This window comes from Halomonas elongata (assembly GCF_029081005.1).
Lineage (GTDB): Bacteria > Pseudomonadota > Gammaproteobacteria > Pseudomonadales > Halomonadaceae > Halomonas > Halomonas elongata_B.
Map to the genome: position 1 here is coordinate 77,686 of NZ_JAJQTQ010000014.1, position 21,951 is coordinate 99,636.

A 21,951-nucleotide genomic window follows, 5' to 3' on the forward strand; every position below is an offset into this window, starting at 1 on the left:
TTTCACGCAGCCCGAACGGCTCCCCAGCGCCCATGCGCCTGGAGGACGAGCGCATATTCCGGGGCGGTTTCAAGATGCGGGTCGAAGCTGAGCAAGGCCCTTGACCTCAACCATGCTTGAGGATCTATAAACTGGCGTGTCATCTCGATCAACAACCCAGGAGACACGCCAGATGTCACAGCTTCTCAACCTTGAAGGTAGCGCCGTGCCGCACGATGGGGCCGTCACGCACAGCCTCCACCCCCGAACCGATGCGGAGGCCATGGCATGACCGCGACAACGAAACGGGTCTTGTTGCTGGGCTATGCGCCCCGGACACTGGAGGCGTTGCGTGACGAACTGACCGAGCTCGGCGTCGCAACGGGTGGAGAGGCATCGGTCGCGCATCTCGCCAACCCCGGGTTCGACGTGGGCATCCATGCCCCCGACACCCCTCAAGCCGAGCGTCGCCGGGCCCACGAGCTTCTCGGTTCGCACACCCCGTTGCTCGAAGCTCCCGCCTCGCTCGCCGTCTCCCGCGTCATCTCGGCCCTCGATGGCGAGGCCCCGGGCGCGATCGACCTGGATACCTACTGCGAGCGAGTCGGCTACCGGGGCCCCAGGGAAGCGAGCTTCCGCACACTCGCGGCACTACAGGAGCACCATCCCGCCGCCATCGCCTTCGAGAACCTCGATGTCCTGCTGGGCAAGGCCATCGACCTGGCGCCCGAGCGTATCGATGCCAAGCTGATCGACGGCCGACGCGGCGGCTACTGCTTCGAGCACAACAACCTCTTCAAGCGGGCTCTCGAAGCCTTCGGCTTTCGCGTTGACGGCCTGATCGCGCGAGTGCTCTGGCAGGCCCCGGCCGGCAGCGCCCCCGGTCTACCGACCCATATGGCGCTCCGGGTCTGGCTCGGCGACACGCCCTGGCTGGTCGATGTCGGCTTCGGTGGCAACATGCCCACGACACCGCTCGACATGACGTCCAGCGCGCCGCAGCCGACGTCCCATGGCCTCTACCGGATCCTGCCCTTCGGTGATGGCTGGCGGCTTCAGGTGTGGATCGACGACCGCTGGCAATCCCTCTACGAGCTGGCGCCGACACCGCAACTCGACAGCGACTACGCATTGCCCAACTGGTACACCGCCACTCACCCGGAGTCGCATTTCCGCCATCACCTGACGGTGGCACTCAGCACGCCGGAGGCACGCTACAGCCTGGCGGATCGCCGGCTCACGGTGCGCACGATCGACGGCCAACAGACGCGCACCCTGCTGGATGCCGACGGCCTGGAACGTACGTTGCGTGAAGCCTTCGGCCTGGCCGTCAGCCCCAACTGGCGACCGCTGCTCGAGCGGATTGCCGAGACCTGAGCTCATCCTGCATGCCGGATGAGCGGAAAGACCGACGCGCCATGACGGATACCCCGGACAGCGAAACGCCCCGTCGAGGCGGGGCGTTTCGTGGGGATAGCAACATCACCCTAGAACGGGATCTCGTCGTCGAAATCATCAAAGCTGCCCGGATCGGGTGCCCCGTAGTTGCCGCCCTGCTGGCCGCCCTGGTTCGGCGCCGGCTGCTGCGGGGGACGCTGCTGCGGCTGGCCACCGCCATAGCTGCCGCCCTGCTGCGGCTGACCGCCGAAACCGCCCTGTTGCGGCTGTTGCGGCTGTTGTTGCTGAGGCTGAGGCTGTGGCTGTGGCTGACCACCACCGAAACCACCCTGCGGGGCTCCGCCCGCATCGCCACCGCGCGAGTCGAGCATCTGCATATCGTTGGCGACGATCTCGGTGCTGTAACGATCCTGGCCGTTCTGGTCCTGCCACTTGCGGGTCTGCAGACGCCCTTCGACGTACAGCTTGGAGCCCTTGCGAAGATACTGCTGGGAAATCTCGGCCAGCTTGTTGAACATCACCACCCGGTGCCACTCGGTGCGTTCCTGACGCTGACCGCTCTGACGGTCGGTCCAGGTATCGGTGGTTGCCAGGTTGAGGTTGGCCACCGCGGTACCGGAGGGCGTAAAGCGCACTTCCGGGTCCTGCCCGAGGTTGCCGATGAGTATGACCTTGTTGACGCCACGGGCCATGGTTGACTCCTTATGAATACGTAGTGCTGCGGATTCCTTGGCGCCGGCGTACCGGCACCGCCATCATGTCAGGGTCTCACGACCCGGTGGGTTCAAGCACCGTCCTGCTCCCCGCCCCGGGCGACCAGTTCCGCCAGGGCCTTTTCATCGAGACGCTGACGGTCGACCTTGAGGTAGGCCAGCCGCTCTTCGGGTACCACCATGACATCCTCGACGCCGGCCACATCGGCGAATTTCGCCATCAGGGTATCCAGGGCATCATCGCGATGCCGCTCGTCCAGCGCGACCACTTCACTGGAAAGATGTCGTGGCGGTGTCATGCCGGCCATCAGTACCAGCCAGACTCCTCCCAGCATGGCACATCCCGCGAACACCGCGGCAAGCCCCCACTGCTGAGACAGCCAGCCTCCCAGCACCCCACCCAGGAAGGCCCCCAGGAACTGACTGGTAGAGTAGAGCCCCATGGCCGTGCCCTTGGCGCCGGCCGGCGCCAGCTTGCTGAGCATCGACGGCAGGGTCGCCTCGAGCAGGTTGAACGCCGTGAAGAAGACCAGCAGCCACACCAGCAGGCCACGCAGCCCCTCTGCGAAACCGGCCAGACCGATCAGGCTCAGGGTGATCGCGACGATGGACCCCAGGCACATGACCTTCATCTGGCGCCGCTTCTCGGCCACGATCACCAGGGGCACCATGGCGACGAACGCCACCGCCATGACCCCGAGATACACCCAGCCCTGTTGCGCGCTTTCGATTCCGGCATCGACCAGGCGGAACGGCACGGCCACGAAGATCGCCATCAGGATGAGATGCAGGGAAAAGATCGAGACATCCATGCGCCACAGATCGACCCGCCCAAGGATGCCGGCGAGCTGGCCGCGGTCCAGCCCCACATCACGATGATGGCCACGCCGCGGTGCCGGCGGAACCAGCTTCCACAGCACGGCCAGTCCCACCGCGGAGAGCCCGGCGGTAAACCAGAACACGCCCGCCAGCCCGAATCGAGACGCGACCAGCGGCCCCAGCACCATGGCCACGGCGAAGGCCACGCCGATGGATAGCCCGATCGTGGCCATGGCGGCGGTACGTACCTGTTCACGAGTCTGGTCGGCCAGCAACGCCATGATCGCCGCTGCCACCGCGCCACTGCCCTGCAGGCAGCGGCCGATGATGATGCCGGCGATGCTGTCGGCCTGGGCCGCCACCATGCTGCCGACCATGAACAGGCAAAGACCGAAGGCAATGACCGGCTTGCGACCGATGCGGTCCGAGACCAGACCGAACGGGATCTGCAGGGCGGCCTGGGTCAGGCCGTAGATGCCCAGTGCCAGGCCAATCAGCAGCGGTGTCGCACCACTCAGGTCCTCCGCATGCAGTGCCAGCACCGGCAGCACCATGAACAACCCCAGCATCCTCGAGGCATAAAGCCCCGCCAGGCCGGTGATGGCACGACGCTCGGAAGCCAACAGCAGTCCAGAGACCTTTCGCATAGGGATCGCGTTTCCGTGAACGGGCTGGCGCCCTTGAATGGACCGCATATTCTAGCGGTTCGTCACCACCCGGGGGAAGCCGAAGCGAGTCGAGGCTTTGCCGGGGCCACGAGCGGCCACGTATAATCGACCTTTTGCCGCGTCTCGCGAGGTGGGAATGGACAAGATTCTGGTCAGGGGTGCGCGCACCCACAACCTCCAGCAGATCGACGTCGAGTTGCCGCGGGACAAGTTGATCGTGGTCACCGGCCTGTCCGGCTCGGGCAAGTCCTCGCTGGCCTTCGATACGCTCTACGCGGAAGGCCAGCGCCGCTACGTGGAGTCGCTCTCCACCTATGCCCGCCAGTTCCTGTCGATGATGGAAAAACCGGACGTCGACCACATCGAGGGGTTGTCGCCGGCGATCTCCATCGAGCAGAAGTCCACGTCCCACAACCCGCGTTCCACCGTCGGTACCATTACCGAGATCTACGACTACCTGCGCCTGCTCTATGCCCGTGCCGGCACGCCGCGCTGCCCGGAACACGGCGAGGACCTCGAGGCCCAGACCATCTCGCAGATGGTCGACCAGGTACTGGCCTTGCCCGAGGGCAGCAAGCTGATGCTGCTGGCACCGGTGGTCAGTGGCCGCAAGGGGGAACACCTGCAGTTACTCGCCGAGTTGCGCGCCCAGGGCTTTGTCCGCGCCATGGTCGATGGCCAGGTGCTCGAACTCGACGACATCGCCCCGCTGGACAAGAACAAGAAGCATGACATCAGCGTGGTGGTCGACCGCATCAAGGTCCGCGACGGGCTGTCACAGCGCCTGGCCGAATCCTTCGAGACGGCGCTGGGGCTGGCCGATGGCACCGCCGTCGTGCATTTCATGGACGGCGAGGCCGAGGATATCGCCTTCTCGTCACGCTTCGCCTGCCCGGTGTGCGGCTATTCCATCGCCGAGCTCGAACCCCGGATGTTCTCCTTCAACAACCCGGCCGGTGCCTGCTCCACCTGCGACGGCCTGGGCATCCAGCAGTTCTTCGCGCCGGACAAGCTGATCAGCCACCCTGAACTTTCGCTCGCCGAAGGCGTGATCAAGGGCTGGGACCGGCGCAGCGTCTACTATTTCAATCAGCTCCAGGCCGTGGCCGATCACTACCGCTTCACCCTGGAGACCCCCTGGCAGGACCTGGCGCGCCACGAGCGCGAACTCGTCCTCCACGGCAGCGGTGGCGACGACATCGCCTTCAGTTACGTCAACGACCGGGGCCGCAAGGTGACCCGCGAGCATCCCTTCGAGGGCGTGCTGCCCAACATGCAGCGCCGCTACCGGGAGACCGAATCCAGCGCGGTACGCGAGGAGCTCGCCCGTTACATCTCGACCCAGGCCTGCCCCGCCTGCCAGGGCAGCCGACTGCGCAAGGAAGCGCGCCACGTCTACATCGATGAGCGCACCCTGCCGGACGTGGTCGGCCTGCCCATCGGCGAATCGCTGGATTACTTCCAGGGGCTGTCGCTGCCCGGCCGTCGGGGGGAAATCGCCGAAAAGATCCTCAACGAGATCCGCGCGCGACTGGAATTCCTCGTCAACGTGGGGCTCGACTATCTCAACCTGGAGCGCAGCGCCGAGACGCTCTCCGGCGGCGAGGCCCAGCGCATCCGCCTGGCCAGCCAGATCGGCGCCGGCCTGGTGGGCGTCATGTACATCCTCGACGAACCTTCCATCGGCCTGCACCAGCGCGATAACGACCGCCTGCTCCAGACCCTGGAGCGACTGCGCGACCTGGGCAACACCGTCATCGTGGTCGAACACGACGAGGACGCCATTCGTGCCGCCGACCACGTGCTCGACATCGGCCCCGGGGCCGGCGTGCATGGCGGTCGTATCGTCGCCCAGGGCACGCCCGACGACATCATGGCGACACCGGAATCACTGACCGGCCAGTACCTGGCCAGGCAGCGCCGCATCGAGATACCGCCCTGGCGAATCCCCGGCAATCCGGAGAAGCAGGTCGTGCTGTCCGGGGCCTCCGGCAACAACCTGCAGGACGTCACCCTGACGCTGCCCCTGGGGCTCTTCGTCTGCGTGACCGGCGTCTCGGGGTCCGGCAAGTCGACGCTGATCAACTCGACGCTCATGCCCATCGCCGCCCGGGAGCTCAACCGCGCGACCGCGCTGAGCCCCGCCACCTACGAGAATATCGAAGGGCTCGAGGCTCTGGACAAGGTCATCGACATCGACCAGAGCCCCATCGGCCGCACGCCACGCTCCAATCCGGCCACCTACACCGGCATCTTCACGCCGATCCGTGAACTCTTCGCCGGCACTCAGGAGGCCCGCGCGCGCGGCTACAAGCCGGGGCGCTTCTCCTTCAACGTCAAGGGCGGCCGCTGCGAGGCCTGTCAGGGCGAAGGCATGATCAAGGTGGAGATGCACTTCCTGCCGGACATCTACGTGCCCTGCGATGTCTGCAAGGGCAAACGCTACAACCGCGAAACCCTCGAGATCGCCTACAAGGGCAAGAGCATTCACGAAGTGCTCGAGATGACCGTCGAGGAGGCCCTGGAATTCTTCTCGCCGGTGCCGGCCATCGCTCGGCGCCTGCAGACGCTGATGGACGTGGGGCTGTCCTACATCCGCCTGGGCCAGAGCGCCACCACCCTGTCCGGCGGCGAGGCCCAACGGGTAAAGCTCGCCCGCGAGCTGGCCAAGCGCGATACCGGCAAGACGCTCTACATCCTCGACGAGCCCACCACCGGCCTGCACTTCGAGGACATCCGCCAGCTGCTCACGGTGCTCCATCGACTGCGCGATCACGGCAACACCATCGTGGTCATCGAACACAACCTGGACGTCATCAAGACCGCCGACTGGCTCATCGACATGGGCCCCGAAGGCGGCTCCGGCGGCGGCCGGATCATCGCCGAAGGCACCCCGGAACAAATCGCCAGGCAAAAAGCATCACACACCGGGCGTTTCCTCAAACCGATGCTCGAACGCGCCACGAGCGGCGAGCCGCGAGCCACAAGCAGCGCGGAGGCCTGACCAAGCTGGAAGCTGGAAGCTGGAAGCTGGAAGCTGGAAGCTGGAAGCTGGAAGCTGGAAGCTGGAAGGCAGCATGAACCCCGACAACATGGGGTCAAGGGTTTTTCTTCCAGCTTCAAGCTTATGACTTCCAGCTCCCGGCGAAGCCGGGTCGCGGCGCAGCCGGGCGTAAAAAAACCGGCTCCCCTGGGGGAGCCGGTTTGCTGTCGGACCTTGAGGTCAGGCGCGAGGATCAGTCCTCGGCGGCTTCCTCGACGACCGGACGGTCGACCAGTTCGACGTAGGCCATGGGGGCGTTGTCGCCGGTGCGGTAACCGCACTTCAGCACACGGACATAACCGCCCGGGCGCTCGGCATAACGCGGACCCAGCTCATTGAAGAGCTTGCCGACCGTTTCCTTGGAGCGGGTACGGCTGAAGGCCAGGCGCCGGTTGGCGACGCTGTCCTGCTTGGCCAGGGTGATCAGCGGCTCGATATGACGACGCAGCTCCTTGGCCTTGGGCAGGGTTGTCTTGATCACTTCGTGCTCGACCAGCGACACGCACATGTTCTTGAACATGGCCTGACGGTGTGAGCTGGTACGATTCAGGTGACGACCACTCTTACGATGACGCATGGTTGTGATTCCTTACCAAACTGGGACTCGAGTCGACGCTCACGCGGAGGCCTTGTCGTCCTTCAGGCTAGCGGGTGGCCAGTTCTCCAGCCGCATGCCGAGGGACAGACCGCGGGCGGCCAACACGTCCTTGATCTCGTTCAACGACTTCTTGCCGAGATTCGGGGTCTTCAACAGCTCCACCTCGGTGCGCTGGATCAGGTCCCCGATGTAATAGATATTCTCGGCTTTCAGACAGTTGGCGCTGCGAACGGTCAACTCGAGATCGTCCACGGGGCGCAGCAGGATCGGATCGATGTGATCCTCTTCCTCCTCGACTTCCTGTTCCTTGTCGGCTTCCAGGTCGACGAACGCAGCCAGCTGCTCTTGCAGGATGGTCGCGCTGCGACGGATCGCCTCTTCCGGATCCAGGGTACCGTCGGTTTCCAGATCGATGATCAGCTTGTCGAGGTCGGTGCGCTGTTCGACGCGCGCCGCTTCGACGGAGTAGGAAACCCGACGCACGGGGCTGAAGGTCGCATCCAGCTGCAGGCGGCCGATAGCGCGAGACTCATCGTCGGCATCGCCACGCACGTCGGCCGGCTCGTAGCCACGACCGCGCGCGATCTTGAGCTGCATCTTCAGCTCTGCACCCTCGTTGACGTGGGCGATGACATGCTCGGGATTGATGATATCGACATCATGGTCGATGGCGATGTCACCCGCAGTCACGACGGCCGGGCCCTGCTTGTTCAGCGAGAGCACCGCCTCGTCGCGGCTATGCATCTTGATCGCCACGTCCTTGAGGTTCAGGAGGATTTCGATGACATCTTCCTGGACACCCTCGATCGCGCTGTACTCATGGTCGACACCGGCGATCTCGGCCTCTACCACGGCACAGCCGGGCATGGACGAGAGCAGAATGCGACGCAGTGCATTCCCCAGCGTGTGGCCGAAGCCACGCTCGAAGGGTTCGAGCACGATCTTCGCGTGGTGTGCGCTGATCTCTTCGACCTTGATATCGCGAGGACGGAGAAACTCTGTCACTGAACGCTGCATATGAACACCTTTCAGGCTGCCAAACGGATACTCGGTTCTGAGAGCCGCTTCCCATCACCGGGAAGCGGCGCGGCCCGGCCGCTTATTTCGAGTACAGCTCGACGATCAGGTTTTCGTTGATGTCGGCAGACAGGTCACCGCGTTCAGGCAGAGCCTTGAAAGTGCCTTCCATCTTCTTGGCATCGATCTCGACCCAGGCCACGTCGCCACGGTTGGCGGCGATGCCGAGGGCATTCTGGATGCGGGCCTGGTTCTTGGCCTTCTCGCGAACGGAGACCACATCCCCCGGCTTGACCTGGTAAGACGCCACATTGACGGTCTTGCCGTTGACGGCAATCGCCTTGTGACTGACCAGCTGACGCGCCTCGGAACGCGTGGAGCCGAAGCCCATGCGGTAGACGACGTTGTCCAGTCGGGATTCGAGCAGTTGCAGCAACAACTCACCGGTCGCGCCCTTCAGGCGGGCCGCTTCCTTGTAGTAGTTGCGGAACTGCTTCTCGAGTACGCCGTACATACGACGTACTTTCTGCTTCTCGCGAAGCTGCAAGCCGTAGTCGGAAATACGCTGACGACGCTGGCCGTGCACACCCGGGATCTGCTCGGATTTGCACTTCTTCTCGAAGGGAGTGACACCGCTCTTGAGGAAGAGGTCGGTGCCTTCACGACGAGACAGTTTGCACTTCGGTCCAATATAACGAGCCATGAATCTGTCTCCTTAAACGCGGCGTTTCTTCGGCGGACGGCAGCCATTGTGGGGAATGGGCGTCGCGTCGGTGATGCTTTGCACGCGGAAGCCGGCGGCATTCAGTGCACGCACGGCGGATTCACGACCCGGACCGGGGCCTTTGACCAGCACGTCGACGTTTTTCACACCATACTCGGCTGCAGCAGTCGCTGCACGTTCGCTTGCCACTTGAGCAGCGAACGGGGTGCTCTTGCGAGAACCACGAAAACCCGAACCACCGGCAGTCGCCCAGGAGAGCGCATTGCCCTGGCGGTCTGTGATCGTAATGATCGTGTTGTTAAAAGAGGCGTGGATATGCGCGACGGCATCCACTACCTGCTTTTTAACCTTTTTACGGTTGCTACGCGGGTTAGCCATGTTGATGTCTATTCCTGTCGTTACGCCAGAACGTGCGTGTTATTTGCGAATCGGCTTACGCGGGCCCTTGCGGGTACGCGCATTGGTCTTGGTACGCTGACCGTTCAGCGGAAGACCACGACGATGACGCAGACCACGATAGCAACCCAGGTCCATGAGACGCTTGATGTTCAGCGTCACATCACGACGAAGATCGCCTTCAACGGTATGCTTGCCGACCTCGGCACGCAGGGTGTCCACTTCTTCAGAGGACAGTTCCTGAACCTTGGTGGTCGGTGCGATGCCGGCCGCGACACAGATTTCCTGAGCGCGCGTACGGCCAATCCCGAAGATATAGGTCAGCGAGATCGCCGCATGCTTGTTGTCCGGGATATTGACGCCTGCAATACGGGCCATCAGCTTACTCCGAAATTTGAGCGGCTTGCTCGTTTAATCATCTACAAAAGGCGCAACAGCATACCCCTTTCCCTACCAGAGGGCAAGGGGCATGCCGGCACCCGGTTCATGACAGCCCAGGGGCTCAGCCCTGGCGCTGCTTGTGCCGCGGCTCGCTGCAGATGACGCGCACGGCGCCATTGCGACGAATGATCTTGCAGTTGCGGCACATTTTCTTCACGGAAGCTCGAACTTTCATCGTTCTTTCTCCAAATTCGGCTCGCGGCGCGTCAAATCGGTCGACGGCGCCTTCAGCGCATCATGCCGCCGCTGCCGTAGCCTTTCAGGTTCGACTTCTTCATCACCGATTCATACTGATGCGACATGAGGTGCGATTGCACCTGGGCCATGAAGTCCATGATGACCACTACCACGATCAGCAGCGAGGTACCGCCAAAGAAGAACGGCACGTTCCAGGCCACGATCAGGAACTGGGGCATCAGGGAAACCGCAGTGATGTAGAGAGCACCGAACAAGGTCAGACGCGTCATGACCTTGTCGACGTAGCGAGCGGTCTGCTCACCGGGACGGATACCCGGCAGGAAGGCCCCCGACTTCTTGAGATTGTCGGCGACATCCTTGGGGTTGAAGACCAGCGCTGTGTAAAAGAAGCAGAAGAATACCACCGCCGCCGCGAAAAGCAAGATATAAAGCGGCTGGCCAGGGCCCAGAGCCTGGGATGCCCGCTGCAGCCACTCCATGCCGTCCCCGGCACCGATCCACTGCCCCAGCGACGCCGGGAACAGCAGGATGCTCGAGGCGAAGATCGCCGGAATCACACCCGCCATGTTCACCTTCAGCGGCAGATAACTGCTCTGGCCGGCATACATCTTGTTACCGACCTGACGACGCGGATAGTTCACCGTGAGACGGCGCTGGCCGCGTTCGATGAACACCACGAAGGCCACGGTGGCGATGCCCAGCGCGGACAGGGCCAACAGCGGCAGCACGTTCCAGGCGCCCTCGTTGCGGGCCAGCTCGAAAGCCTGCCCCACGGCGCCCGGCAACCCGGCGACGATCCCCGAGAAGATCAGCAGCGAAATGCCGTTGCCGATGCCCTTCTCGGTGATCTGCTCACCTAGCCACATCAGGAACACCGCCCCGCAGACGAAGGTCACGATGGCGGTGAAATAGAAGCTGAAATCGGCCGTATAGGCGATCCCTTGACTCGCCAGGCCGACGGACATGCCGGTCGCCTGGACGAGCGCCAGGAGCACGGTGCCATAGCGCGTGTACTGGCTGATCTTGCGACGCCCGGCCTCGCCTTCCTTCTTCAACTGCTCGAGCTGGGGCGAGACGGCGGTCAGCAGCTGCATGATAATCGACGCCGAAATGTAGGGCATGATGCCCAGGGCGAGGATACTCATGCGCTCCAGGGCACCGCCCGAGAACATGTTGAACATGCCCAGGATGGTGCCCTGCTGCTCCCTGAACAAGGCAGCAAGCTGGTCAGGATTGATACCGGGAACGGGGATGTGGGCACCGATACGGTAGACCACGATGGCGAGGAGCACGAAGCGCAGACGCGCCCATAGTTCACTCAGACCGCTGCCCATCGCCGGCATGTTTCCTGACTTGGCCATTTAGTCCTCTACCTTGCCGCCAGCAGCTTCGATCGCGGCACGGGCACCCTTGGTGACCTTGAGGCCGCGGACGGTAACCGCTTGGTTCAGTTCGCCGGAAAGGATCACCTTGGCATACCGTGTGGCATCCTTGAGCACGTTGGCTTGCTTGAGGGTGTCCAGGGTGACTTCGCCACCTTCGACCCGGGCCAGTTCGGCCAGGCGGACTTCCTCGGAGGCCAAGGCCTTGGCAGAGGTGAAACCGAACTTCGGCAGACGACGCTGCAGCGGCATCTGACCGCCTTCGAAGCCGGGCTTCACGCTACCGCCACTGCGCGACTTGAGACCCTTGTGGCCACGGCCACCGGTCTTGCCCAGACCGGAGCCCATGCCACGGCCGACGCGCTTCTCGGCGTGCTTGGAGCCCGGTGCCGGGCTCAGGCTATTGAGTTTCATGGATTACTCTCCCTCAACACGCACAAGGTAGTTGACCTTGTGGATCATGCCGCGCACGGCAGGGGTGTCTTCCAGTTCGACCGTGTGACCGATGCGACGCAGGCCGAGGCCATTCATGGTGGCCTTGTGCTTGGCCAGCACGCCGATGGTACTGCGGGTCTGGGTAACCTTGATCGTTGCTGACATGGTGCTTACCCCGTGATCGCTTCGACTGACAGACCGCGCTTGGCAGCCACGTCTTCCGGCGACCGCTGGGCGGTCAGACCGTTGACGGTCGCCCGCACCACGTTCACCGGATTGGTGGAGCCGTAGCACTTGGCCAGGACGTCGTGGACACCGGCCAGCTCGAGCACGGAGCGCATGGCGCCACCGGCGATGATCCCGGTACCTTCGGAAGCCGGCTGCATGTACACCTTGGAGGCACCGTGACGGGCCTTGACGGAGTACTGCAGAGTGCTGCCGGAAAGGTTGACCTTGACCATGTTGCGGCGCGCCTGGTCCATGGCCTTCTGGATGGCCACCGGGACCTCGCGAGCCTTGCCACGACCGAAGCCGACACGACCGTTACCGTCACCCACGACGGTCAGGGCGGTGAAGCCGAAGATTCGGCCACCCTTGACCACCTTGGCGACACGGTTGACCTGCACGAGCTTTTCCTGCAGATCGCCGTTTTGCTGTTCGTTCTTCGCCATCGTAAAACCCTTTAGAATTCCAGGCCGCCTTCACGAGCGGCGTCGGCCAGGGCCTTGACGCGGCCGTGGTACTTGAAACCGGCGCGATCGAAAGCCACTTGGGTGATGCCTGCCTGCTTGGCGCGTTCGGCAATCATTTCGCCGACCTTGGTGGCGGCGTCGACATTGCCGGTCGCTCCCTCGCGCAGGGCCTTGTCCAGCGTGGACGCGCTGGCCAGGACCTTGCCACCATCCGGCGAGATGATCTGCGCATAGATGTGGCGCGGGGTACGATTGACGCACAGGCGATGCACGCCCAGCTCGCGGATCTTGGCACGAGCGCGGCGGGCACGACGGAGACGAGATTCTTTCTTCGCGTTCATAACCCTGCCTTACTTCTTCTTGGCTTCTTTGCGACGGATCTGCTCGTCACCATACCGAATCCCCTTGCCCTTGTAGGGCTCGGGCGGACGGAAGGCGCGGATTTCCGCAGCGACCTGGCCGAGCTTCTGCTTGTCCGCGCTCTTCAGCACGATAGTGGTGTTCTTCGGCGTTTCCGCCGTGACACCTTCAGGCAGTTCATAGTCGACCGGGTGGGAGAAGCCCAGTGTCAGGTTGAGCGTCTGGCCCTTGGCTTGGGCACGATAACCGACGCCGTTGATTTCGAGGGTCCGGGTGAAGCCCTCGGACACACCGGTGACCAGGTTCTGAACCAGGGCACGGGTAGTGCCGACCATCGCCCAGCTCTTGGCGGACTCGCTCGGCTGGAAGGACAGCTGACCGTCTTCCTGGCCGATCGCCACGTCGGGATGCACGGCCATGGACAGCGTGCCCTGGCCGCCCTTCACGGACAGCTGGTCGCCATCGAGCTTGATCTCGACGCCGCTGGGCAGTTTAACCGGATATTTGGCTACGCGGGACATTCCAAACTCCTAGAATACGGTGCAGATGACTTCACCACCGACACCAGCCTGACGAGCCGCGCGGTCGGTCATCACCCCTTGAGAGGTGGTGACGATCGCGATACCCAGGCCATCGGCAACCTTGGGCAGGGATTCCTTGCCCTTGTAGTTGCGCAGGGACGGCTTGGAGACCCGCTGCAGATGCTCGATGACCGGCTTGCCTTCGAAGTACTTGAGGGTCACGTTCAGCTCGGGCTTGGCCGAGTCGCTGACGTCATAGTCAGTGACGTACCCTTCTTCCTTCAGCACGCGGGCCACCTCGACCTTGAGCTTGGAGGACGGCATGGAAACCGTCTCCTTGGTGGCCATCTGCGCATTGCGGATACGGGTAAACATATCCGCCAGAGTGTCTTGCATGCTCATTTACGTTGCGCTCCTGATGATTCTACGTGGCGTTACCAGCTGGACTTCTTGAGCCCGGGCACGTCGCCACGCATGGCGGCTTCACGCAGCTTGTTGCGGCCGAGACCGAACTTGTTGTAGTAGCCGTGCGGACGGCCGGTGACGCGACAGCGGTTGCGCTTGCGCACCGGGCTGGAGTCACGCGGCAGCTGCTGCAACTTGAGCTGTGCGTCGAAGCGCTCTTCGTCAGAAGCGTTCACGTCCTGGATAATCGCCTTGAGCTCGGCGCGCTTGGCGGAGAACTTCTCCACCAGCTTGGCGCGCTTCGTCTCACGCTCTACCATGCTTTTCTTTGCCATGATCCCACCCTTATCTCTTGAACGGGAAGTTCAGCGCGCCAAGCAGCGCACGACCTTCTTCATCGGTGTTGGCGGTGGTGGTAATGGTGACATCCAGACCACGGATCCGGTCGATCTTATCATATTCGATCTCCGGGAAGATGATCTGTTCACGCACCCCCATGGAGTAGTTGCCACGACCGTCGAAGGACTTCGGGTTGAGACCACGGAAGTCACGAACGCGGGGGATCGCGATATTCACCAGGCGATCGAGGAAGTCCCACATACGCTCACGGCGCAGGGTCACCTTGATCCCGATCGGCCAGCCTTCACGCACCTTGAAGCCCGCGATGGACTTGCGTGCCTTGGTTACCAGCGGCTTCTGACCGGACAGCTTCTCCAGGTCGCCGATGGCGTTGTCGATCAGCTTCTTGTCGCTGATCGCGTCGCCGATGCCCATGTTCAGAGTCACCTTGGTGATCCTGGGCACCTGCATCACGTTGGCGTAGCTGAACTGCTCTTGCAGCTGAGCCGCCACCTCGTTTTGATAACGTTCTTTCAAGTTCGCCATTTTGCTACCCGACTCGCGTTAAGCGTCGATCTGCGCTTGCGTCGACTTGTAGATACGTACCTTGGTACCGTCTTCCTGAACCTGGAAGCCGACGCGATCCGCTTTTCCGGTCTCCTGGTTGAAGATGGCCACGTTGGACGCGTGAATCGGAGCCTCGCGCTCGACGATACCGCCCTGATTTCCCGCCATGGGATTGGGCTTGGTGTGACGCTTGATCATGTTCACACCGGACACGACATAGCGCTCGTCCTTGAGAACGCGCTTGACCGTGCCACGCTTACCCTTGTCCTTGCCGGCGATGACGATCACTTGGTCGTCACGTTTGATCTTTTGCATATCCGCCTCGCTCCTTACAGCACTTCAGGCGCCAAGGAAATGATCTTCATGAACTTCTCGTTGCGAAGCTCACGGGTCACCGGCCCAAAGATCCGGGTACCAACCGGCTGTTCGTTGATGTTGTTCAACAAAACGGCCGCATTTCCATCGAAGCGAATCAGCGAGCCGTCGTTACGACGGACGCCACTACGGGTGCGAACCACCACTGCCTTGAGGACCTGGCCTTTCTTGACCCGGCCACGCGGGATGGCTTCCTTCACCGTGACTTTGATGATATCGCCGACACGGGCATAACGGCGGTGCGAACCACCGAGCACCTTGATGCACTGCACCCGGCGCGCCCCGCTGTTGTCGGCGACATCCAGCATTGTCTGAGTCTGAATCATCGGTTTTCTCCAAACCTAATCTGACTGCGCAGGCTTGACTGGCGTTAGCCGATCAACCCTTGGCCTGTTCGACGACTTCGACCAGCGTCCAAGCCTTGTTCTTGGACAGCGGACGGCACTCCTCGATGGACACCGTGTCACCGGCCTTGGCCTGGTTGGTCGCGTCGTGGGCGTGCAGCTTGGTGGAGCGCTTGACGTACTTGCCATAGATCGGGTGGCGCTCACGACGCTCGATCATGACGACGATGGACTTGTCCATCTTGTCGCTCACCACCTTGCCGGTGAGCGTACGGGCTTTCTTTGCTTCGGCCATCTCAGACACCTGCCTTCTCGTTGAGCACAGTCTTCACACGGGCAATATCCCGACGAACCTGCTTGAGCAGATGAGTCTGGCTCAGCTGGCCGGTGGCCTTCTGCATGCGCAGGTTGAACTGCTCACGGAGGAGTTCGAAGAGCTGCTCCTGGAGCTGTTCTGCTGACTTCTCGCGAATTTCCTGGGCTTTCATCACATCACCGTCCGTTTCACAAAGGTGGTGGAGACCGGGAACTTCTGTGCGGCCAGGCCAAATGCCTCGCGAGCCAGCTCCTCGGATACGCCTTCGATCTCGTACAGGACACGGCCGGGCTGAATCTGTGCGACCCAGTACTCGACAGAGCCCTTGCCCTTACCCATGCGGACTTCCAACGGCTTCTTGGAAATCGGCTTGTCGGGGAAGACCCGGATCCAGATCTTGCCGCCACGCTTGACGTGACGCGTGATCGCACGACGACCAGCCTCGATCTGACGGGCGGTGACACGGCCGCGACCAGTGGCCTTGAGGCCATACTCGCCGAAGCTTACCTTGTTGCCGCGATGCGCGAGGCCGCGATTACGGCCCTTCTGCACCTTGCGGAACTTGAGACGCTTGGGTTGTAACATCGATTCGCTCTCCCCTTACCTGGAACCTTTCTTCTTGGAGGGCGCGCCTTGCGACTGCTTGGCCTTGGCGCGGACCTCCTCGATGCCCCCGAGGATTTCACCCTTGAAGATCCAGACCTTGACACCAATGATGCCGTAGGTGGTCTTGGCTTCGTAGGTGGCGAAGTCGATGTCCGCACGCAGGGTATGCAGCGGGACACGACCCTCGCGGTACCACTCGGTACGGGCGATTTCCGCGCCGCCGAGACGACCGGAGAGCTGCACCTTGATACCGCCGGCGCCCAGGCGCATGGCGTTCTGGACGGACCGCTTCATCGCCCGGCGGAACATCACACGACGCTCGAGCTGGCCGGCGATGTTCTGCGCGACGAGCTTGGCATCGAGTTCCGGCTTACGGACTTCCTCGATATTGACGTGCACGGGCACGCCCATCATCTGAGCAAGGTCACGACGAAGCTTGTCGACATCCTCGCCCTTCTTGCCGATCACGATACCCGGACGCGCGGTATGGATAGTGATGCGGGCGTTGTTGGCCGGACGCTCGATGATGATGTTGCTCACCGAGGCATTCTTCAGCCGTTCCTCGAGGAAGCGACGCACTTCGAGGTCGTTGTTCAGCTTGTCGGCATAGGCGCCGCGCTCGGCATACCAGACCGAGGTATGGTCCTTGACGATACCCAGGCGAATGCCTGTCGGATTGACTTTCTGACCCATCTGGTCGACTCCTACTTCTCGGCTACCTTGACGGTGATGTGGCAGGTGCGCTTCAGGATACGGTCCGCACGGCCCTTGGCCCGCGGCCGGATGCGCTTGAGCGTCATGCCCTCATCGACGCAGATGGTCGAGACACGCAGCTCGTCGATATCCATGCCGTTGTTTTCTTCCGCATTCGCGATGGCGGACTGCAGCACCTTCTTGACCAGCTTTGAGGCCTTCTTCGGGGAGAAGGTCAGCAGGTCGAGCGCCTCGGCGACCGGCTTATCGCGCACCTGGTCAGCCACCAAACGGGCCTTCTGGGCGGATAAACGAGCGCCACGCAGCTTTGCTGTGACTTCCATCTCTAATCCTCTCTCGGCTTACCGTTTGGCTTTCTTGTCCGCCGCATGACCGCGATAGGTGCGGGTGGCAGCGAATTCGCCCAGCTTGTGGCCAACCATTTCCTCGGAGACATGCACCGGGACGTGTTGGCGACCGTTATGGACTGCAATGGTGAGCCCGACCATGTTGGGCAGGATCATCGAACGACGCGACCAGGTCTTGATCGGTTTGCGGTCGTTCTTTTCCACTGCAACCTCAACCTTCTTCAACAGGTGAAGGTCAATAAAAGGACCTTTCTTCAGTGAACGTGGCACAGCCGTTACCTCTTGATGTCTTGGCGTTGGATCTTATTTCCGGGCCTTGCGGCGGCGGACGATCAGCTTGTCGGTGCGCTTGTTCTTGCGGGTCTTGTGGCCCTTGGTGGGGATACCCCACGGAGACACCGGATGACGACCACCGCTGGAGCGGCCTTCACCACCACCATGGGGGTGGTCCACCGGGTTCATGGCCACACCGCGAACAGACGGGCGCACACCTCTCCAGCGTTTCGCACCGGCCTTGCCAAGCTGACGCAGGCTGTGCTCGGTGTTGCTCACTTCACCCAGGGTCGCACGGCATTCCGCCAGCACCTTGCGCATCTCGCCGGAGCGCAGACGCAAGGTGGCGTAGTTGCCTTCGCGGGCGACCAGCTGCGCACTGGTACCGGCACTGCGCGCGATCTGAGCACCCTTGCCGGGCTTGAGCTCGATGCAATGCACGGTGGAACCCAGCGGGATGTTGCGCAGCGGCAGGGCGTTGCCCTTCTTGATCGGCGCGTTCACGCCGGACTCGAGACGATCACCGGCACTCACGCCACGCGGGGCGATGATGTAGCGACGCTCGCCGTCCAGGTACTTCAGCAGCGCGATATGGGCGCTGCGATTCGGGTCATGCTCCAGACGCTCGACGATGGCCGGAACGCCATCCTTGGTGCGCTTGAAGTCGATGATCCGATAATGCTGACGGTGACCACCGCCCACGTGGCGGGTAGTGATGCGACCGTTGTTGTTACGCCCACCGGACTTGGACTGTTTCTCGAGCAGCGGCGCGTAGGCGCGGCCCTTGTACAGTTCCTCGCCGACGATCTTGACGACGTGGCGACGACCGGCGGATGTGGGTTTAGTCTTGACGATTGCCATGATCCGTACTCCTGCCCTTATTCGGCGCCAGAGAAGTCTTCAAGCGTTTCGCCGGCGGCCAGTGTCACGTACGCCTTGCGATAACCCTTGCGCTGACCGAGACCGTTCGCGCTGCGCTTGGTCTTGCCCTTGATGTTCAGCACCTGAACACGGTCAACCTTCTTGCCGAACAGTTCCTGCACGGCGACCTTGATCTCGGGCTTGGTCGCGTCGTCCGCCACCTTGAACACGTACTGGTTGCGCTCGGCGGCCATGGCGGCCTTCTCGGTCACGTGCGGACCCAGCAGCACCTTGAATACACGTTCCTGGTTCATGCCAGCTTCTCCTCGAATTTGCGCAGAGCGGAGACGGTGGCCAGCACCTTGTCGAAGGCGACCAGGCTCACCGGGTCGGCGGCGGCGACATCCACCACATCCACGTTGGGGATGTTGCGGGCGGCGAGGTAGAGGTTCTCGTCAACCTCTTCGGTAACGATCAGCACCTTCTCCAGACCCAGCTCACCGAGCTTGGCGACCAGCTGCTTGGTCTTGGGGCTCTCGACGCCAAAGGCATCGACGGCCACCAGGCGTTCCTGACGAACCAGCTCGGACAGGATCGAACGCATGGCCGCACGATACATCTTGCGGTTGACCTTCTGGGCGTGGTCCTGCGGGCGAGCCGCGAACGTCACGCCACCGGCACGCCAGATCGGCGAACGGATGGTCCCGGCGCGGGCACGACCGGTGCCCTTCTGACGCCACGGCTTCTTGCCGCCGCCACGCACGTCGGAACGGTTCTTCTGGGCGCGAGTGCCCTGGCGACCACCAGCCAGATAGGCGGTGACGACCTGATGCACGAGCGCTTCGTTGAATTCTTTGGCGAAGGTGGCGTCGGACACTTCGACGGTGCCGGCACCGGCGCCTGCAAGATTCAGATTCATCGGTTAACTCCCCTCAGCCTGCTTTGACGGTGCTGCGCACGATGACATCGCTGCCGGTGGCACCGGGTACGGCACCCTTGATCAGCAGCAGGTTGCGCTCGGCATCGACACGGACGACTTCCAGGGTCTGAACGGTGCAGCGGGCGTTACCCATCTGACCGGCCATCTTCTTGCCCTTGAATACGCGACCCGGGGTCTGGCACATGCCGATGGAACCCGGTGCACGGTGGGCCAGGGAGTTACCGTGGCTGTTGTCCTGGGTACGGAAATTCCAGCGCTTCACGGCGCCTTGATAACCCTTACCCTTGGAGGTACCGGTCACGTCGACGCGTTGACCAGCTTCGAAGAGGGATACGGTGAGCTCGCCGCCCACTTCCGGAGCCTCGGCGCCTTCGTCCAGGCGGAACTCCATCAGCGAACGACCGGCCTCGACACCTGCCTTGGCGAATTCCCCAGCCTGGGCTTTCGACAGATGCTTGGCCTTGCGGGAGCCGGTTGTCACCTGAACCGCAGCGTAGCCGTCGGAGTCGACGGACTTCACACGCGTCACGCGGTTGGGCTCAACCTCGATAACGGTCACGGGCACGGAGGCACCGTCCTCGGTAAAGACGCGGGTCATCCCGGCCTTTTTACCGACCAAACCGATAGTCATGCTTAGTCTCCTTTAGTGTACGGGGCTATCACCCGCTATGGCTGCCCTTTCCAGAGCATTCCACTAGCACGTTGTGTGACGCCATCCCGGCGTGGCGGCTGCTGGACCTCGATGATTCGCGTGAGGAACGCTGGGCCGCGAGTGTCTAGTGTGGTATCAGTCGAGCTTGATCTGCACGTCCACGCCGGCGGCGAGGTCGAGCTTCATCAGGGCATCAACGGTTTTCTCGGTCGGCTCGACGATATCGAGCACGCGCTTGTGCGTACGAATTTCGTACTGGTCACGAGCATCCTTGTTCACGTGCGGAGAGATCAGCACGGTATAGCGCTCGCGATTGGTCGGCAGAGGGATCGGACCCCGGACCTGGGCGCCGGTACGCTTGGCGGTATCCACGATCTCCGCAGCGGACTGGTCGATCAGGCGATGGTCGAAAGCCTTCAACCGAATGCGAATCTTCTGGTTCTGCATTTGCCCTAAACTCCAATGGATCTTGACGGCGCGAGCCGTCAACCCACGCATTCAAAGGATGCGCATTATAGGCGCACCAAAAACGAGAGTCAAACCCCCATTACGGTGCGCAGAAAGGGGGCTCCTTGCGGAGCCCCCTTCGATCAGTCGAGTCGCGTACTGCTTACTCGATGATCTTGGCCACGACACCGGCGCCGACGGTACGACCGCCTTCGCGAACGGCGAAGCGCAGACCGTCATCCATGGCGACCGGAGCGATCAGGCTGACGACCATCTTGACGTTGTCGCCCGGCATGACCATCTCGACGCCTTCCGGCAGTTCACAGGTACCGGTGATGTCGGTGGTACGGAAGTAGAACTGCGGACGATAGCCCTTGAAGAACGGAGTGTGACGACCACCCTCGTCCTTGGACAGCACGTAGACCTCGGCCTCGAACTTGGTGTGCGGGGTGATGGTGCCCGGCTTGGCCAGGACCTGACCACGCTCGACGTCGTCACGCTTGGTACCGCGCAGCAGGGCACCGATGTTCTCGCCGGCACGACCTTCGTCGAGCAGCTTGCGGAACATCTCGACACCCGTGACGGTCGTCTTGGCGGTATCACGGATACCGACGATCTCGACTTCTTCGCCGGCCTTGACGACACCGCGCTCGACGCGACCGGTCACCACGGTACCGCGACCGGAGATGGAGAAGACGTCCTCGATCGGCATCAGGAACGGCTGATCGATGGCACGCTCCGGCTCCGGAATGTAGGCATCCAGGGCCTTGATCAGGTTGGCAACGGCGGTGGTACCCATGCCGTTGTCGTCCTTGCCTTCCAGCGCCATCAGGGCGGAACCGGTGATGATCGGGCAGTCGTCACCCGGGAAGTCGTACTCGTTGAGGAGCTCACGGACTTCCATTTCGACCAGCTCGAGCAGCTCTTCGTCGTCGACCATGTCGGCCTTGTTCAGGAACACGACGATGGTCGGCACGCCGACCTGGCGAGACAGCAGGATGTGCTCGCGAGTCTGCGGCATGGGGCCGTCGGCGGCAGAACAGACCAGGATGGCACCGTCCATCTGAGCGGCACCGGTGATCATGTTCTTGACGTAGTCGGCGTGCCCCGGGCAGTCGACGTGAGCGTAGTGACGCTCTTCGGACTGGTACTCGACGTGAGCGGTGGCGATGGTGATACCGCGCTCGCGCTCTTCCGGTGCGTTGTCGATGGAGTCGAACGCACGGGCATCACCGCCGAAGACTTCCGCGGACACACGAGTCAGGGCCGCAGTCAGCGTGGTCTTGCCATGGTCGACGTGACCGATGGTGCCGACGTTGACGTGCGTTTTGGAACGTTCGAATTTTTCCTTAGCCACTGCTATGACCTCTTTACGTTAGCT

33 protein-coding genes are annotated in these 21,951 nt (G+C 62.4%); 2 read left to right on the forward strand and 31 right to left on the reverse strand.

Annotated features, from left to right (window positions below; genetic code table 11):
• Window positions 1-267: 267 nt before the first annotated feature.
• Window positions 268-1,356, forward strand: a complete 1,089-nt coding sequence (locus tag LU493_RS11825; protein WP_275288005.1) for an arylamine N-acetyltransferase family protein — start codon at window positions 268-270, stop codon at window positions 1,354-1,356.
• Window positions 1,357-1,466: 110 nt separating this feature from the next.
• Here LU493_RS11825 and ssb read toward each other — a convergent pair whose 3' ends face one another.
• Window positions 1,467-2,069, reverse strand: a complete 603-nt coding sequence (gene ssb / locus LU493_RS11830; protein ID WP_275288006.1) for a single-stranded DNA-binding protein — start codon at window positions 2,067-2,069, stop codon at window positions 1,467-1,469.
• Between the two features lie 92 nt (window positions 2,070-2,161).
• Entirely contained in the window at window positions 2,162-3,556 is a 1,395-nt protein-coding gene (locus tag LU493_RS11835; RefSeq protein ID WP_275288007.1) for an MFS transporter, read from the reverse strand.
• 157 nt (window positions 3,557-3,713) lie between these two features.
• On the opposite strand from LU493_RS11835, the gene uvrA reads away from it, so the two are divergent.
• The gene (gene uvrA, locus LU493_RS11840) at window positions 3,714-6,581 is read left to right on the forward strand and encodes an excinuclease ABC subunit UvrA (RefSeq protein WP_275288008.1); all 2,868 of its coding nucleotides are present in this window, start codon (window positions 3,714-3,716) and stop codon (window positions 6,579-6,581) included.
• 232 nt (window positions 6,582-6,813) lie between these two features.
• Here the strand turns inward: uvrA and rplQ are convergent, their stop codons facing one another.
• The 29 genes from rplQ to tuf all read right to left on the reverse strand — a co-directional run bounded on the left by rplQ (window position 6,814) and on the right by tuf (window position 21,927).
• A complete protein-coding gene (gene rplQ, locus LU493_RS11845) occupies window positions 6,814-7,197 on the reverse strand; it encodes a 50S ribosomal protein L17 (protein WP_013331017.1) in 384 nt (127 codons plus the stop codon).
• A 39-nt stretch (window positions 7,198-7,236) separates the two neighbouring features.
• Window positions 7,237-8,235: a DNA-directed RNA polymerase subunit alpha gene (locus tag LU493_RS11850; RefSeq protein WP_275288009.1), complete on the reverse strand. Its 999-nt coding sequence runs from the start codon at window positions 8,233-8,235 to the stop codon at window positions 7,237-7,239.
• A gap of 82 nt (window positions 8,236-8,317) precedes the next feature.
• Complete coding sequence (rpsD, locus tag LU493_RS11855) at window positions 8,318-8,938, reverse strand: 30S ribosomal protein S4 (protein WP_275288010.1); 621 nt, start codon at window positions 8,936-8,938, stop codon at window positions 8,318-8,320.
• A 12-nt stretch (window positions 8,939-8,950) separates the two neighbouring features.
• Window positions 8,951-9,337: a 30S ribosomal protein S11 gene (gene rpsK, locus LU493_RS11860; RefSeq protein ID WP_013331014.1), complete on the reverse strand. Its 387-nt coding sequence runs from the start codon at window positions 9,335-9,337 to the stop codon at window positions 8,951-8,953.
• 39 nt (window positions 9,338-9,376) lie between these two features.
• On the reverse strand, window positions 9,377-9,733 hold the full coding sequence (rpsM, locus tag LU493_RS11865; protein WP_149322606.1) for a 30S ribosomal protein S13: 357 nt from the start codon (window positions 9,731-9,733) through the stop codon (window positions 9,377-9,379).
• A 124-nt stretch (window positions 9,734-9,857) separates the two neighbouring features.
• Entirely contained in the window at window positions 9,858-9,971 is a 114-nt protein-coding gene (gene rpmJ, locus LU493_RS11870; protein ID WP_008959154.1) for a 50S ribosomal protein L36, read from the reverse strand.
• 52 nt (window positions 9,972-10,023) lie between these two features.
• Entirely contained in the window at window positions 10,024-11,355 is a 1,332-nt protein-coding gene (gene secY / locus LU493_RS11875; protein ID WP_275288011.1) for a preprotein translocase subunit SecY, read from the reverse strand.
• Window positions 11,356-11,790: a 50S ribosomal protein L15 gene (rplO, locus tag LU493_RS11880; RefSeq protein WP_275288012.1), complete on the reverse strand. Its 435-nt coding sequence runs from the start codon at window positions 11,788-11,790 to the stop codon at window positions 11,356-11,358.
• Between the two features lie 3 nt (window positions 11,791-11,793).
• Window positions 11,794-11,976: a 50S ribosomal protein L30 gene (rpmD, locus tag LU493_RS11885; RefSeq protein WP_040183116.1), complete on the reverse strand. Its 183-nt coding sequence runs from the start codon at window positions 11,974-11,976 to the stop codon at window positions 11,794-11,796.
• A 5-nt stretch (window positions 11,977-11,981) separates the two neighbouring features.
• Window positions 11,982-12,482, reverse strand: coding sequence for a 30S ribosomal protein S5 (rpsE, locus tag LU493_RS11890; RefSeq protein ID WP_064700146.1), 501 nt, complete (start codon window positions 12,480-12,482; stop codon window positions 11,982-11,984).
• Window positions 12,483-12,493: 11 nt separating this feature from the next.
• On the reverse strand, window positions 12,494-12,844 hold the full coding sequence (gene rplR, locus LU493_RS11895) for a 50S ribosomal protein L18 (protein WP_149322610.1): 351 nt from the start codon (window positions 12,842-12,844) through the stop codon (window positions 12,494-12,496).
• Between the two features lie 9 nt (window positions 12,845-12,853).
• Window positions 12,854-13,384 carry a 50S ribosomal protein L6 gene (gene rplF / locus LU493_RS11900; protein ID WP_275288013.1) on the reverse strand — a complete coding sequence of 177 codons (531 nt, stop codon included), beginning with the start codon at window positions 13,382-13,384 and terminating at the stop codon, window positions 12,854-12,856.
• A gap of 9 nt (window positions 13,385-13,393) precedes the next feature.
• Entirely contained in the window at window positions 13,394-13,786 is a 393-nt protein-coding gene (gene rpsH, locus LU493_RS11905; RefSeq protein WP_275288014.1) for a 30S ribosomal protein S8, read from the reverse strand.
• Window positions 13,787-13,818: 32 nt separating this feature from the next.
• On the reverse strand, window positions 13,819-14,124 hold the full coding sequence (gene rpsN / locus LU493_RS11910; RefSeq protein WP_275288015.1) for a 30S ribosomal protein S14: 306 nt from the start codon (window positions 14,122-14,124) through the stop codon (window positions 13,819-13,821).
• Between the two features lie 10 nt (window positions 14,125-14,134).
• A complete protein-coding gene (rplE, locus tag LU493_RS11915) occupies window positions 14,135-14,674 on the reverse strand; it encodes a 50S ribosomal protein L5 (protein WP_275288016.1) in 540 nt (179 codons plus the stop codon).
• A gap of 18 nt (window positions 14,675-14,692) precedes the next feature.
• A complete protein-coding gene (gene rplX / locus LU493_RS11920; RefSeq protein ID WP_149322615.1) occupies window positions 14,693-15,010 on the reverse strand; it encodes a 50S ribosomal protein L24 in 318 nt (105 codons plus the stop codon).
• 14 nt (window positions 15,011-15,024) lie between these two features.
• On the reverse strand, window positions 15,025-15,396 hold the full coding sequence (gene rplN / locus LU493_RS11925) for a 50S ribosomal protein L14 (RefSeq protein ID WP_064700141.1): 372 nt from the start codon (window positions 15,394-15,396) through the stop codon (window positions 15,025-15,027).
• Window positions 15,397-15,448: 52 nt separating this feature from the next.
• Complete coding sequence (gene rpsQ, locus LU493_RS11930; RefSeq protein ID WP_275288017.1) at window positions 15,449-15,709, reverse strand: 30S ribosomal protein S17; 261 nt, start codon at window positions 15,707-15,709, stop codon at window positions 15,449-15,451.
• Between the two features lies 1 nt (window position 15,710).
• On the reverse strand, window positions 15,711-15,902 hold the full coding sequence (gene rpmC / locus LU493_RS11935; RefSeq protein WP_013331000.1) for a 50S ribosomal protein L29: 192 nt from the start codon (window positions 15,900-15,902) through the stop codon (window positions 15,711-15,713).
• The gene (rplP, locus tag LU493_RS11940) at window positions 15,902-16,315 is read right to left on the reverse strand and encodes a 50S ribosomal protein L16 (RefSeq protein ID WP_149322616.1); all 414 of its coding nucleotides are present in this window, start codon (window positions 16,313-16,315) and stop codon (window positions 15,902-15,904) included. The genes rpmC and rplP overlap by 1 nt, the downstream gene beginning before the upstream one ends.
• Window positions 16,316-16,330: 15 nt before the next feature.
• Window positions 16,331-17,029: a 30S ribosomal protein S3 gene (rpsC, locus tag LU493_RS11945; RefSeq protein ID WP_064700139.1), complete on the reverse strand. Its 699-nt coding sequence runs from the start codon at window positions 17,027-17,029 to the stop codon at window positions 16,331-16,333.
• Between the two features lie 11 nt (window positions 17,030-17,040).
• Complete coding sequence (gene rplV / locus LU493_RS11950) at window positions 17,041-17,373, reverse strand: 50S ribosomal protein L22 (protein ID WP_275288018.1); 333 nt, start codon at window positions 17,371-17,373, stop codon at window positions 17,041-17,043.
• Between the two features lie 18 nt (window positions 17,374-17,391).
• Window positions 17,392-17,667 carry a 30S ribosomal protein S19 gene (gene rpsS / locus LU493_RS11955; RefSeq protein WP_013330996.1) on the reverse strand — a complete coding sequence of 92 codons (276 nt, stop codon included), beginning with the start codon at window positions 17,665-17,667 and terminating at the stop codon, window positions 17,392-17,394.
• Window positions 17,668-17,700: 33 nt separating this feature from the next.
• Window positions 17,701-18,531, reverse strand: coding sequence for a 50S ribosomal protein L2 (rplB, locus tag LU493_RS11960; RefSeq protein ID WP_275288019.1), 831 nt, complete (start codon window positions 18,529-18,531; stop codon window positions 17,701-17,703).
• 17 nt (window positions 18,532-18,548) lie between these two features.
• Entirely contained in the window at window positions 18,549-18,845 is a 297-nt protein-coding gene (gene rplW / locus LU493_RS11965; protein WP_013330994.1) for a 50S ribosomal protein L23, read from the reverse strand.
• The gene (gene rplD / locus LU493_RS11970; RefSeq protein WP_275288020.1) at window positions 18,842-19,450 is read right to left on the reverse strand and encodes a 50S ribosomal protein L4; all 609 of its coding nucleotides are present in this window, start codon (window positions 19,448-19,450) and stop codon (window positions 18,842-18,844) included. Before rplD ends, rplW begins: the two co-directional genes overlap by 4 nt.
• 13 nt (window positions 19,451-19,463) lie before the next feature.
• Window positions 19,464-20,102 carry a 50S ribosomal protein L3 gene (gene rplC / locus LU493_RS11975; protein WP_275288021.1) on the reverse strand — a complete coding sequence of 213 codons (639 nt, stop codon included), beginning with the start codon at window positions 20,100-20,102 and terminating at the stop codon, window positions 19,464-19,466.
• 156 nt (window positions 20,103-20,258) lie between these two features.
• Window positions 20,259-20,570, reverse strand: coding sequence for a 30S ribosomal protein S10 (rpsJ, locus tag LU493_RS11980; RefSeq protein ID WP_010626466.1), 312 nt, complete (start codon window positions 20,568-20,570; stop codon window positions 20,259-20,261).
• Window positions 20,571-20,733: 163 nt separating this feature from the next.
• Window positions 20,734-21,927, reverse strand: a complete 1,194-nt coding sequence (gene tuf, locus LU493_RS11985) for an elongation factor Tu (protein ID WP_275288022.1) — start codon at window positions 21,925-21,927, stop codon at window positions 20,734-20,736.
• Window positions 21,928-21,951 lie beyond the last annotated feature (24 nt).